This window comes from Celerinatantimonas sediminis, assembly GCF_046054195.1.
Classification (GTDB): domain Bacteria; phylum Pseudomonadota; class Gammaproteobacteria; order Enterobacterales; family Celerinatantimonadaceae; genus Celerinatantimonas.
Genome location: NZ_JBEQCS010000035.1, coordinates 1 through 13,140, shown reverse-complemented (window position 1 = coordinate 13,140; position 13,140 = coordinate 1). Strand labels below are relative to the sequence as shown.

12 protein-coding genes and 1 pseudogene are annotated in these 13,140 nt (G+C 39.1%); 7 read left to right on the top strand and 6 right to left on the bottom strand.

Annotated elements, in window-relative coordinates; translation table 11 throughout:
* Window positions 1–417: 417 nt before the first annotated feature.
* A pseudogene (locus ABTQ23_RS21040) lies at window positions 418–507 on the top strand (DNA starvation/stationary phase protection protein); the annotation flags it as partial.
* 299 nt (window positions 508–806) lie between these two features.
* On the opposite strand, the gene ABTQ23_RS21035 reads toward ABTQ23_RS21040, so the two are convergent.
* Both ABTQ23_RS21035 and ABTQ23_RS21030 read right to left on the bottom strand, forming a co-directional pair.
* The gene (locus ABTQ23_RS21035; protein WP_408617726.1) at window positions 807–2,114 is read right to left on the bottom strand and encodes a methyl-accepting chemotaxis protein; all 1,308 of its coding nucleotides are present in this window, start codon (window positions 2,112–2,114) and stop codon (window positions 807–809) included.
* An 82-nt stretch (window positions 2,115–2,196) separates the two neighbouring features.
* Window positions 2,197–2,775, bottom strand: a complete 579-nt coding sequence (locus ABTQ23_RS21030; protein ID WP_408617725.1) for a hypothetical protein — start codon at window positions 2,773–2,775, stop codon at window positions 2,197–2,199.
* Between the two features lie 151 nt (window positions 2,776–2,926).
* Here ABTQ23_RS21030 and ABTQ23_RS21025 point away from each other — a divergent pair, with 151 nt between their 5' ends.
* The 4 genes from ABTQ23_RS21025 to ABTQ23_RS21010 all read left to right on the top strand — a co-directional run bounded on the left by ABTQ23_RS21025 (window position 2,927) and on the right by ABTQ23_RS21010 (window position 8,238).
* Window positions 2,927–4,231 (top strand): methyl-accepting chemotaxis protein, encoded by a 1,305-nt coding sequence (locus ABTQ23_RS21025; protein ID WP_408617724.1) that lies wholly within the window; start codon window positions 2,927–2,929, stop codon window positions 4,229–4,231.
* A gap of 267 nt (window positions 4,232–4,498) precedes the next feature.
* On the top strand, window positions 4,499–5,290 hold the full coding sequence (locus ABTQ23_RS21020) for a hypothetical protein (protein WP_408617723.1): 792 nt from the start codon (window positions 4,499–4,501) through the stop codon (window positions 5,288–5,290).
* Between the two features lie 1,767 nt (window positions 5,291–7,057).
* A complete protein-coding gene (locus ABTQ23_RS21015) occupies window positions 7,058–7,924 on the top strand; it encodes a hypothetical protein (RefSeq protein WP_408617722.1) in 867 nt (288 codons plus the stop codon).
* A gap of 14 nt (window positions 7,925–7,938) precedes the next feature.
* Window positions 7,939–8,238 (top strand): hypothetical protein, encoded by a 300-nt coding sequence (locus tag ABTQ23_RS21010; protein ID WP_408617721.1) that lies wholly within the window; start codon window positions 7,939–7,941, stop codon window positions 8,236–8,238.
* 39 nt (window positions 8,239–8,277) lie between these two features.
* Here the strand turns inward: ABTQ23_RS21010 and ABTQ23_RS21005 are convergent.
* Window positions 8,278–9,428, bottom strand: a protein-coding gene (locus ABTQ23_RS21005; protein ID WP_408617720.1) for an IS3 family transposase whose coding sequence is annotated in 2 segments (ribosomal slippage) — window positions 8,278–9,152 and window positions 9,152–9,428 — 1,152 coding nt in all. Because the reading frame shifts where the segments join, the coding sequence is not laid out codon by codon here.
* A 465-nt stretch (window positions 9,429–9,893) separates the two neighbouring features.
* Here ABTQ23_RS21005 and ABTQ23_RS21000 point away from each other — a divergent pair.
* Complete coding sequence (locus ABTQ23_RS21000) at window positions 9,894–10,370, top strand: Dps family protein (RefSeq protein ID WP_408617719.1); 477 nt, start codon at window positions 9,894–9,896, stop codon at window positions 10,368–10,370.
* A gap of 69 nt (window positions 10,371–10,439) precedes the next feature.
* Here the strand turns inward: ABTQ23_RS21000 and ABTQ23_RS20995 are convergent, their stop codons facing one another.
* Window positions 10,440–11,024: a hypothetical protein gene (locus ABTQ23_RS20995; RefSeq protein ID WP_408617718.1), complete on the bottom strand. Its 585-nt coding sequence runs from the start codon at window positions 11,022–11,024 to the stop codon at window positions 10,440–10,442.
* 285 nt (window positions 11,025–11,309) lie between these two features.
* On the opposite strand from ABTQ23_RS20995, the gene ABTQ23_RS20990 reads away from it, so the two are divergent.
* On the top strand, window positions 11,310–11,666 hold the full coding sequence (locus ABTQ23_RS20990) for a hypothetical protein (protein ID WP_408617717.1): 357 nt from the start codon (window positions 11,310–11,312) through the stop codon (window positions 11,664–11,666).
* Here ABTQ23_RS20990 and ABTQ23_RS20985 read toward each other — a convergent pair.
* Both ABTQ23_RS20985 and ABTQ23_RS20980 read right to left on the bottom strand, forming a co-directional pair.
* On the bottom strand, window positions 11,641–12,030 hold the full coding sequence (locus ABTQ23_RS20985) for a VOC family protein (protein WP_408617716.1): 390 nt from the start codon (window positions 12,028–12,030) through the stop codon (window positions 11,641–11,643). The two genes, ABTQ23_RS20990 and ABTQ23_RS20985, sit on opposite strands and share 26 nt — an antisense overlap.
* A 99-nt stretch (window positions 12,031–12,129) precedes the next feature.
* Window positions 12,130–12,897: a metallophosphoesterase family protein gene (locus tag ABTQ23_RS20980; protein ID WP_408617715.1), complete on the bottom strand. Its 768-nt coding sequence runs from the start codon at window positions 12,895–12,897 to the stop codon at window positions 12,130–12,132.
* Window positions 12,898–13,140: the final 243 nt, after the last annotated feature.

Sequence of the window (13,140 nt, the reverse complement as noted above, 5' to 3'; positions counted from 1 at the left end):
TCTGCCACCGGCGGCTTACCGAAAACAACTGGGAAACTCTACTTTAGAACTGTCTCATTAATGGGGAAGTGGACAGTGTTCATAGATTTATCGAGGCTAGAATTTACTCGATGCTTTGGATTTGAACGCGGGTCCCTCTGAGGCCGAAAAACTTGCATATTTAGCCACATCATGGAACGTAAAATTTTAGCCCGCCACATTACTACTAACAGCAAAGTCAAATGGCGGTTGAGGTAGGGGAAATGAGATGTGTCACTGTAAAATCAATACTATTATTGTTAATACTAGTATTTTTGTCTTAATGTATTTTTACTTCGCTAATATTCATCAATGACCAACTCTTGAAACCAACTATTATCTATATTTGTATGATTCATTATAAGTGCTATAAACCCCGTCTTTAATGTTGGCGAAGTGGCTAAGATTGAAGCAACGAATGATCTTTTGACTCAACGTATTCAATTACATGAAAAAACCGCGTGGATGCTGCGTAGTTTGCTAGAATAAAATATAGCCACTGCTATTTGGTTGTTAACTGAATAGTAGTGGTTTTATTGATACTGGTTTGTCTCGTACTAAACATCAATTAAAACTCGAAAAAGCTCTCTTCAATGTCTAATACGCCCGCTTCGAACTGCAGGCCCATCGCCATCACCTAGAAATGAAAGAGCAGAAGCTAGAAGCTCTCGCCAAACTCACCAAAAACTACACCCGCGAAGCCCAGCACTACCTAGGTCACCATTGTCGGTAAATGGACTGAATTTGGGGCAATTAAATTGCCCCAATTGGTTGGAAGTATCTGTGGCTTAGTCTTTTTTCAGTTGATCTACCATTTCAACGAACCGAGCAACGCCTGTGTTGACGTCAGTTAAGCCATTGGCCACATCATTAATGTTGTCTTTGCCATGCAGAGCGACTTTTGAAATCGCTTTTAAACGTTGGTCAATATCAGTAATTGATTTGCTATTAGCTTCAATAACTTTTGTGATGCTCTCAGTTGCTGTGGATGAATGCTTGGCTAGTTTTCTGACTTCATCTGCGACAACGGCAAAACCTCGGCCAAAGTCACCTGCTCGAGCGGCTTCAATTGAAGCGTTGAGCGCCAGTAAGTTGGTTTGGTCAGCAATGCCGCGAATGGTTGAGACGATTTCATCAATGTCTTTTGACTGCTCAATCAGTTTTTGGCCTGATATAGAGGCTTCATCCACTTGGTCGGCAATGTTATGCGAGGTCTGAACGGCATCATTTAGGACGTTGATGGCTTGATGGGTAATTTGGGATGTCTGTTCAGAAATCGCCGCCGCCATATCGACTGCTTGCATGGCAGTATTGACTCGCTCTGTGATATCTGAGGCAAATTTAATAATTTTATAGACTTTGCCTTTCTCATCTCTAATTGGGTTATACGTCGCCTCCAGCCACAATATATTTCCCATTGAATCTTTACGCTTGAAACGCCCTGAAAAGTGGTCGCCCCGACTCAATGTTTCCCAGAAATTAGGATTCTTTTTATAAAATCCATCAAAGCAAAACATCTTGTGATGTTGCCCCTGAATTTCTTCTAGCTTATATCCCACAACATTAAGAAAGTTTTGGTTTGCGGTGAGGATCGTTCCATCGGGTTTAAATTCAATCACTGCCAGCGAACGCTGTAGGGCGGTAAAAACTGCCTGAAGAGCATGAAGCGATTCAACTTGATCGGTTACATCGCTCGCGATTTTAACGATTTCTTTAACTTTGCCATTTGTATCTTTGACGGGGAAATAACTGGCTTCTACATAGACGGGGTTGCCGGATTTTTTGAACCGAAGAAAGGTGCCTTTATTGGCTTGGCCATTGGCTAGGTCTGTCCAAAAGTGGGCGTACTCGGATGATTTGACATAGTCAGGTTCACAGAAAATTCGGTGATGCTTGCCGATGACTTCGTCTTTTTGATATTCCATTACCGATAAAAAAACATCGTTTGCATCCAGTATGATCCCATCTGGCGTAAAGCTAATATATGCTGTATTGGCTCTTATCGCGCTGAGTAGATCGATTTGGCTGAGCCGCTGAACCTCATTGGCTTGTTGAGTTTCTTTTGCAATCAGTTTCTTTCTAGATTTTAGGAACATATCGAACGAATCGCCTTTAATGTTTTCAGCAATACTAAAATCATAGCCAAAAATATGACTTGCTGTTATTTTCTAGAGGGCTTTATTCAGTCGGTTTGGTTTCTATGTCGTTTGGATACTGCTGTTTGATCTCAAATGAATAATCGAGAGGGTATGCTAGGTCGTGAGTTGGGTCATTTACCTGAATAATAGTGAGAAATACGACAGGTACGATAAACGCATTAGAGTCGTGAACCCGCTTTGGTGCATCAATTTGCATCACCGCATAGCCTTTGTCCCAGAATGTTTGTCTCGCTGTTGAATACCATTGGCTTCGGGAGTCAGCCTGCAAGAGCATGCTTTTACTAAAAAGACAGACAGTTTCGCCTGGATGATTGCCTTGGCAATACTCTTTATAAGCAACAGCTGTCGTGACTTTATACCCTGATAGGCTAGATCTGATTTTGGACACCATTGTGTTGAAGCGATCATCTAGTTCTTTTTGGTCAATCTTCAATTCATTGCCATAAGGGTCATAGGTTGTATTTGCTTTAACCCAAAGGGATAATTTAGTTTGTTCTTGTTCGATTAGTTGCGAAATTTGAGTACTATCGAGATGTGCACACCCGACAAAAAGTGGTAGAAGTAATAGAAATAAGCTGTATTTGATGCTGTTTTTCATGTCCCATCCTTTTGTATCACTCCTTCGAATATAGTTGGTTAAAATGACTTGTGTACTCTTTCGTTTACAGTTCTTTGATGCGTGAAAACCCAAGTTTTTTTTAGAAGTTAGACTAATATGAAAAAAGGCTCTGTTCATTACGGAATTTTGCATGTTTTTCAATAAACGTTCAGCTGAATCTAACTCTGATAGATCTATCGTGAACCGTAATACCCAAATCATAGATTCCATTCGAAAATATGTGGCGACCATTGAGTTTGATATTGATGGCAATATTGTTGATGCTAATGATCTTTTCCTCTCTGCAATGGGATATACGTTGGATGAGATCAAAGGCAAGCATCACCGTATTTTTTGCTCAGAAAAAGACATCAACAGTGTAGCGTATCGTCAGCATTGGCAAGATTTAGCCAAGGGGATAAAAAAAGATGGCACATTTTATCGCTACAAAAAGGATGGCTCACTCATCATTATTGAAGCAACTTATTTCCCTATCTATGAGGGAGATCGAGTTACGGGATTTATGAAAATTGCATCCGATGTGACAAAGCAACATGTTGAGTCACAACGGATAGCTGATGTATTCACGGCATTGAACAAAACTTATGCGATGATTGAATTTACGAATGATGGCACAGTGACCTTTGCCAATAATAACTTTTTAAATACGCTTGGATATAAAGCAGATGAGGTTGTTGGTAAACATCATCGCATGTTTTGTTTTGATGAATTTTATGAACAACATCCAGATTTTTGGCAGCAATTAGCCAAATCGCGTGTTTATACTGGCCGTTTCCGGCGCAAATCAAAATATGGTGATGAAGTCTGGATCCAAGCCTCTTATTGCCCTATTTTGAATGCTGAGGGTAAGGTTTATCGCATTATTAAGTTTGCAGTAGATATCACCGAAGATGTTCATCATGAACAAACGGTGAAAGATGCTGCTCATATTGCTTATAGCACAGCCGTTGAAACCGCCCAGGTAGCCGATCAAGGGAATGCAAATCTACAACAATGCGTCCAATTGGCTAACTACATGGATACCACCATTATCGATGCGATTGAAAAGTTAAATCAGCTTGCTACATTGTCTGATGATGTTTCAAATATCGTTGATACGATTAGTAGTATTGCCGAACAAACCAATTTGTTGGCACTCAATGCGGCAATTGAAGCAGCTCGAGCGGCAGAACATGGGCGAGGATTTGCGGTCGTTGCTGATGAAGTTCGCCAACTGGCCACTCGCACATCTAAATCTACCGGAGATATTAATAAAGTCGTTCAACAGAATTTGAAATTAACTAGCGAGATTGTTGAAACGATTAGGGGCGTCTCATCTGTTGCTTCAGATACGAATGATAAAATCTCTGAAGTTTCCGCTATTATGAATGAGATCCACAAAGGTGCAGATGATGTCTCTAGCGCGGTTGAAAATTTGAAGCTGAATAACAATTAAGCTGCTTCCAATCTTCATAATATGACTATCTCTAATGAATATAATCAAAGGTTATATTCAAAAATGCTTCTTATATTATGAAGAGAGCAGTTAAGTTTTTGATATTCCTCATTTGAACGAGGAATTTAAAATCCCTCGAACGCAAGTTCGGCAATTGTAAATTCAGAATGGGTGGCTACATCATATGTTAAAATATCAATAAATCATTAGGTTGTGTGGTAAAGTCCGATATGACTACTATCGATAATCTTATGATATGGACTTTATATGTTAAAAAAATTTCTCACTCTTCTACCTATCCTATTATTGACCTCATGTGCGGCAAATCGTAATACGGAACTTAACGACGTTTTAGCAAGCAAATCGAATTTAGAATCATCATTTGTTACGTTGATAAAAGACACGTATGCTTCCGCTTATAAATTATCAGAGGCTATAACTGGAGCCAAGCTATATAACAAGAAAGAAACAAGTGGCTACACGACCCTTAAATCATCTGGTGTCAGTGAGCAGAGCGTTCACGATGTGGCTCTTGTTATATATCGTCTTTGTAAAGCGATTGATGGTATTCCCCACAAGAATGCTTGTGTTGACTCATCGAACCACGAACATATTCTATTTTTTGCAAAAGTTACCTCGAATAAGAAGTATACAGATACTGTGATTCACAATTCCCAGTATAGGATCTCTTTATTTTTTATTATTCCTAAGCTAAATGGGCAGAAAGCAACGCTAGCTTTAGCTAATACAATGGGCTATGAGTCTCCACTTCAAGAAGAAGAGCAAAGAAAAGCTGGAGAAAAACGAGCAGAAGAGCAAGCGAAAGCCCATGAACGTTATTTAGCTTCATTAAAGCAATTGAGTAAGCAAACTAGAGCGCTAGTTTTGACCAGAGGTACAAAAATTTGCAGTATAGCTAGTCTAATTAATAAAGTGGGGCCGCAAATTTATGGCTTCACTCAAGATACTTCGAATGGAAAAATTGAAATAAATATCAATAATCAATTGGTTTGGGACTGGCCGCAGAATTGGTATGCGTGCGATCATAAGCCTCAATAAATTTAGCTAGATCTCGTAGAAAAAGCCGTACCACAATTTAATTTTGTGGTACGAGCTGAAAAAATAGCGTACCACAATGAATACCACAAATTTTTAATCTATTGATTTTAAAAGTAATATTATTAATATTCGCACATGTCGCAGTCAATGCAGTTATTTTTAATAAGTAGTGCCATATCAATTACTTAGCTCAAATAATCTATAAAATTCAATAAATTATCAAATTTCTTTTGATTTCTTTTGATTACTTTTGTTATCCCCTAGTTAGTCAAATTTGCGTAAAAATTACGCCCGTTTTACCGTTTGCGTACCACAAATCCGTACCACAATCTTAAAACGGTGGTGGAGCCTAATGCTAGCTTTGATCATACAGGTCAAAGCCGATGAGAGAAATATGAAACAGCTCCTTTTTACAATTGGCCGTAAGCCACTGGGGGAAATCAATGTGAGAGTAACTAAACCCAAAGTAAGTGACTGTTCAAAATATAGCTCAAGCCCGATATATTTTAACGTGTAAGGGCTGTGCATCGAACCTATTCGGTAGAAAGTAGGGTCGCATTCTACGAGCTGAATTCCCAAATCCGCGTGGCTATCTTCCCCGAAGCGATGACAGTCACTTTACCCAATGTGGCGAGTGTACAGAAACAAACGATCGTGACGAGAAGTTGGGATTAATTCTATTTAGATGACAGCGAGATGTATTTTATTAATTAATTTGTTATTATCGAGTGATCTAAGCAAATAGGTTTTTAATATGTCTGCTAATTATCCTCAAATTGAAGATGTTAGAAAGCTGACTTAGAGTATGTGGAAGATCTTTTTTAAACTGTATTATTTTCTTAAACGAGGAAATGTAACCATCCAAGGTGCTGAAATGTGTGCCATTATAGCAGCTGCTTTTTATGCAGCCATTGTCACAGTGTGTATTTTTTTTGCATTAGTTACTTTTAATTTGAGTTATCTTGGCGATTTGATGATTAATCACAAGTATCTTACGCTCGGGGTCTATGCTGCTGTGGGGCTAATTTCTATATTATATGGACAAAAAAGATGCCGATATTTTTACTATCAAAAAATGAATAAATTTTAATATTTTCAGTACTGCTAAAGAATATGAACTTAAAGGTGTCTTAGAATATGTGGAAGATCTTCTTTAATATATATTACTTCATTAAGAGAGATAATATCACAAAAAGTGGTGTGGAAACTTGTGTGATGCTAGCTACAGGGGTTTATGGGATCATTTTCACAGTAGCTTTATTTTTTGTTTCTATCTATTTGAAATTGTATACATTTGTAGATTGTGTGATTGCTCATAAATATATTTTATTAGGTTTTTATGTTGTTTTGGCTGTAGTTCTATTCCTCTATGGGGAAAAAAGATGCCTGCGTTTTTATTATCAAAAAATTAATAAGTTTTAATTTTTCTATTGCTGCTAAATAATATGAAATTAAAGGTTTCTTAGAGTGTGTAATATTTTTTAAATAGGGGAGGATGAAGTCTAGTGGTATTGAGTTTTGTGCATTATTTGCAACGATGATTTATCTAGTCATAATTGACTGTGCCTTTTTATGCGTGAGATCCCTATGTTTAAACTAACTGGTAAAAAAGCCGAGCTGATGCTAGCGTGCTTTAGTTATGGCAAAGAATCAGGGTGAATTGAGTTTCTTTACAAAAAGCCTTTAATAGATAAAAGAATCAATTAAGCGTAGGATGAGAAAATCGTGCAAAAGTGTTAGGCAGGGTATCCTACAAAGGAGACTAGGGTGGCAGTTCTACCAGAGGATTTGGCTGAAGTTAAAGGGCATGGAGACGCTTTAATCGCTCAAGGGCAGACTTACGCAGCTTCGTGTATCAAAGATGGGTATCATCATTATCAATTTGTATTTCAGCTCCAAACTGAAGTAAGTCAACAGATTAGTGCTTATGAGGCGGGAGCAATAGACAAACAATCGGTTATTACTCAGTTTAATCAGCGAACGTTATCACTTTCGATAACAGGGGGATGTTTTGCTTTTGTAAAAGAACATAATCTCAATCTGCAAAGTCAGCATACCACATCTTCAATTAACAAAGATTTATCGCTGTTTAATGATAATGTAGTCACTCCAGCTGGGATTATTGGAGGCGGCATTGAACAATTAGGTAAAAAGCTACATCAAGATAGATGGCGATTCAGAAAGACTCTTCTGAATTATGGTAAGTTGGCGGATGATGCTCGATTAGTTGGTAACTACACATTTTTCTTAGGTTTATTCATTACCGCTGGAACTACTTTTTATGATGAATATGCAATGTATCAGCAAGGAGCCTCTGCAGAGGATTTGGCATTTAGAGCCATAGATGGAATTGTTGATATCTCTGTAGGTGCATTACCTTTCATTTTAGGTCCCGAGTCGCTGGTAGGCGTAGCCTTATACTATGTCGCAGATCAACTGGTTGGCGGCAATCTGGCAAAATCATTGTATAATGGAGGTAAATGGGTCATAGATGAAACGGAAGGGGGGATAGGTGATACAGAAATGGTAATCAAAGAAGGTGCTTTATATATTCAGCAAGCTTCTCGCTTTTTGAATAGGGGAGAAGAACTGTGGGATGAAGCACAAATGATTTTTGGCAATGGTTGGAAGTAGGTAAGGGAGAAATAATGTGGCGTGTACTATTTAATTTATCTCTTCATATCTTTTCAGAAAGAGAGCCTGAATCTTGGAGAATAAGTGCTGTAACACTCATCACTGGGGTATTCACAATAGCAACATTTTTTCTTCTTTTTTTTGTTCTAGTTCTTTTCCCAAATCTAGGTAAGCTTTTTCTAGCATATCCTTTAGTTCTTTTCATTCCTTTATTTATATTTTTCTCTTGGTTTTTCTTTTATGGAGTGAAGCAGTTTAAGCTATTTGTGAATGAGTCGAAAGCGGAGGATGATTCACGGGGAGGTAGTTTATAAAAAGTCTTGAGTAATCTCAGGTTGTTCTGCGCAACTAAATCAGGACACTTTTCTTAACGAATTTTGCTCATATTCTACTGGTGACAGATCACCATTATCTGTATGAAGTCGTTCTAAGTTGTAATAACGCATGTAAGCAGTTACATCTGCCCTCATGTGTGCGCGCGTTAGTTGTGGTACTTTCAGCAGCCAATCATGTTTTAAACTGCCGAAGAACCGTTCTACCACCGCATTATCCCAGCAGGCGCCTACATCCCCCATGCTAGCTCGTATTCCGTAGTCGCTTAGTAAGTGGCGATAACGGTTACTGGTATATTGTGAGCCTCTATCACTATGAAACACTAACCCTTTAGGTGGCTGGCGTAAGTTATAGGCTTTCATCATCGCCTTACTAACCAAGTCTGTAGTCATACGTTTATCAATGTGCCAGCCAACGATACGACGGGAATATAAGTCCATCACGATGGCTAAATACATCCAGCCTTCACCCGTTCGCAGATAGGTCACGTCACCAGCCCACACTTTATCCGGTGCAACTGGGTTAAAGTTCTGGTTTAACAAGTTATCAGCTACGGCATCGCTGTGCTTACGTTTGGTGGTGACCTTGTAGGCAACGCGTTGTGTCACAACCAGGCCAAGCTTTGTCATAAGCTGTTGAACACCATACTCACTCACCTGAAAGCCCTCCTTGCATAACCGTTTTCTCAGCTCTCTGTAGCCTAGGCTATTTCTACTCTGCGCGAAGATAGCTTTAGCTCGTCGATACAGAGCAAGCTGCTCTGCTGTAATGACTTTAGCAGGGCGCTTCAGCCATGCATAATATGCTGAGCGGCTGACTTTCATTACCCTGCAAAGCGCCTTCACGGGAAATATTGAAGAGAGCGGCTTGATGGTTTTAAACGTTACTTGGTTTCCTTTAGCAGGAGGGCGCTGGTCTTTTTTAGGATCTCTTTTTCCATCCTCAGCTCTTTATTTTCCTTACGAAGCCTCACCAATTCAGCGCGTTCATCTGCTGTTAAACTGGCCCCTGACTGCTCAGCTTCAAACTTGGTCTTCCAGTTATAAAGTAGCTTGTCTGTGATCCCCAAAGACGCTGCGGCCTTAGATACGCTATAACCTTGCTCAGTTACCAATGCTACGGCTTCTTGCTTAAACTCAGCCGTATAACTTCTGTTTGTTCGTTTTGTCATTTAACACCTCAATAATTGGATTATATTCCATTATTAAAGTGTCCGGTTCAATTAGAGCAGAACACAGCAACATCAATTAAGATTCTTGATACCAAAAATAGTCCTTTAAAATGCTCTTAAATTAGGTCATTTAAGGTGGACGATTGATAATAGGCAAGTCTATATGTAATGCGAAAATAGATCGTGCTGGTATGAGAAAGCCGAGCAGACTATGCCAAAATTAAACCTGAATTTTCTGATGATTTGGTGGCAAAACTACCGAGGCCGCTACTTCCACTTTCCCCTCCCAAAAGAGGGGCGCTGAATATATTAAACATCAATAAATAGGTGTAAAAATCATGTATACAATTTAAACATCACATTCCTGATAAATATCAAAGAATAAATAGGGAAAAAACTGGTTTTTTAAAAAATTTCCTCTATAAAGGGAACTGATTTGTATCCCTACTGAAGGAAAATTCTATTATGAACTCACCACAAATCAATATTGGTATTGACGAAAAAGATCGAATCGAGATTGCTTCGGGACTATCGCGCCTTTTAGCTGATACTTATACGCTTTATATTAAAACCCATTATTATCATTGGAATGTGACTGGTCCAATGTTCAACACATTACATCTCATGTTTGAAACCCAATACAATGAATTGGCATTAGCGGTTGATCTGATTGCCGAACGTATTCGAGCATTAGGTGTATTTGCACCTGGAACCTATCACGAGTTTTCGAAATTGACTGTGATTGATGAAGATACATCGGTACCAAAAGCTGAAGATATGATTAAAAATTTGGTGATTGGTCAAGAAGCCGTTGTTAGAACCGCTCGTTCACTTTATGAATTGGTTGACAAAGCAAGTGATGAAGCAACGAATGATCTTTTGACTCAACGTATTCAATTACATGAAAAAACCGCGTGGATGCTGCGTAGTTTGCTAGAATAAAATATAGCCACTGCTATTGGGTTGTTAACTGAATAGCAGTATATCACGTTTCTCTTCTAACTAATTTGTTTAGTCTTGAATAGTCGGTTTGGTTTCTATGTAGTTTGGATACCGCTGTTTGATTTCAAACGAATAATCGAGAGGGTATGCTAAGTCGTGAGTTGGAGCATATACCTTAATAATCGACGCAAATACAACTGGCACGATAAACGAGTTCGAGTTACCAACCCTTTTTGGAACATCAATCTGCATCACCGCATAGCCTTTGTTCCAGAATGTTTGTCTCGCTGTTGAATACCATTGGCTTCGGGAGTCAGCCTGCAAGAGCATGCTTTTACTAAAAAGACAGACAGTTTCTCCAGGGTGACTCCCCTTACAATAATCAGTATAAGCAATAGCTGTCGTGACTTTATATCCTGATAGGCGAGATCTGATTTTGGACACCATTGCTTTGAAGCGATCATCTAGTTCTTGTTGCTCAATTTTCAATTCATTGGTGTATGGGTCATAGGTCGTATTTGCTTTAACCCAAAGAGATAATTTAGTTTGTTCTTGTTCGATTAGTTGTGAAATTTGATGACTATCGAGATGCGCACATCCGACAAGAAGTGGTAGAAGTAATAGAAATAAGCTGTATTTAAAGCCGTTTTTCATGTCCTATCCTTTTGTATCTCTGCTTCAAATATAGTTGATAAAATTGACTTGTGGTTTCAGTGATAGAAAATGAGAGGTTAGTCGGTATCAATTAGATAATGAGGCCATTTGGCCAGTGTGCTGGGCTGCTTTACAAAGCGGATTTTTCGTATCAAAATTTAACCGACTGATTTTAAATATTATATAATTAATATTACACATATCTCAGCCAATGCAGTCGTTTTTAATAACTCTTGTGAAAGCTTTATTATCCGATGCGTCTGATCCGTGTCTAAGGTGTTGCACATGAAATACTGTTGGTTCGGTTTTTTATTAGCTATCGCAGCGTTTCGAGTGCAAGCTTTTGCTGTTCAGGGCGGCTGTAATCTTAAGTTTGCGCATGCAATTACTGGGCAGTTGGGCGGGGCGATAGATAATGCTGCGCAGGCTCATGTGGTCGTAAGAGCTAATATGTTAGAGGCCGACTTATCAAATGCAGTTAAAGCGGGAGTTTTAACGCATCAACAAGCTCGGCAAAAATGGGATGAAGTAGATAATATTCGTCAACAAGCATTGGCGTCTAAACAAGCAATAGCACCTCATCAGCTCAAGTGGTTTGACGATAAACTAGATGGCATTACAAAATATCTATGTCATCGTTAGGATAGACGCTGATTTCTATTAAGTTGGCATCTAAATCAACAAAGTATACGGATTGAATTAGACCGACAGCCCCAGTTTTTTGCACTGGCCCTTCAATAATTTCGACGTGCTCATTGGTCAGATGTTTGATGACATTATCTAAGCTCCAATCGGTAATCAAACAGAGATCTCCTGAGCCCACTCTGGCATGATTACGCGGTTCTTGATCTAGTAGCTGAAGATTGATTTTTTGATTGCCAAATTTAAGCGCTTTGCGACCATTAGTAAAAGAGCTTTCTTGCATCAGCAATACTCGTTGATAAAAACACACCGAAGCATCGATATCCGATACGGTTAGGACAACATGGTCAATATGGCTAATCATGGCTCTATTCGCATTGATGTTCGCTATGCTTTAAGCATAGTTGAGAACGCAAAAGCTGGGAGCTGATACCCTCGCTAAAGTTAGCTAATCTTTATGCAGTTAGACTGTTTGAAAAGCTGTTTGCTTTTGCTCTAGATCGCTCAAAATTTTAAGAGCTTGTTCTTCGGTTGGCATTGTTAGGATATTTTCTTTAATAAAAGCATCGCGCTGAGGGTAGCTAGTCTGCTTAATTTGCTCTGCTGCTTGATTGACGTCATAGTTTGTATGCATCAAGTTGGCTTGCTCGTTAAGCAATAGCCACTGCGCACCAGGTTTTGCAAATGGCATTCCGACACTACCGGCATTAATAATCCGTTTATCGGCTATGGTTTTGTTAAACTGCATATGGGTATGGCCACAGACAATTGTTGATGCATGGACATCCTGAAAAATTGTGCAGAGTTTTTCTTTTGAGCTTAAACGCGTAAATATTTCAGTATCACTGCGCAAAGATGCGTGACAAAACACCATCTGACCCCAAATGGAATCCGTCAGTTCAACGTAAGGTTGCCAACTTGCGATAAATTGTTGATGACTGGAGGTCAGTTGTTTTGCAACCCAACTCGTTATTTCATCGGCATTTGCTGAAAGTCCGCCTGCTTGCTCGCCATTGAGATAGCGTAATAAGTCTGATTCAGCATTGCCGCGAACGAAATAAGTTGGTGTGGTGACCTCTTGCAATAGTTCAAGTGTTTCTATTGGTTGAGGGCCAGCGATGACATCGCCTCCGATAACAATCTGTGTAACTGGATATTTTTTTAACTCTTCAACCACCGCTTTTAATGCGGTTAAATTGGCATGAATGTCATAAAGTGCAGCAATTGCCATGACTATCTCCCAAACGAATTTGAGTTGAGATGTATTTTATTTAGTCAGATTATCTTTAATTGGCAGCAAAATCATCTTCACCTCATGGGTATCACAAGAATATTGATTTGCCGGTTCATTCTGACGACTGATGTACAGCTGTTACGGGCACAAAATATTTTGATAAAGACTAGAGCGTGTTGATCTTTGCGGTATAAAAAGCAAGCAGCAAATGGGGCTGTTATAATGGTTTCGCCAAAAATC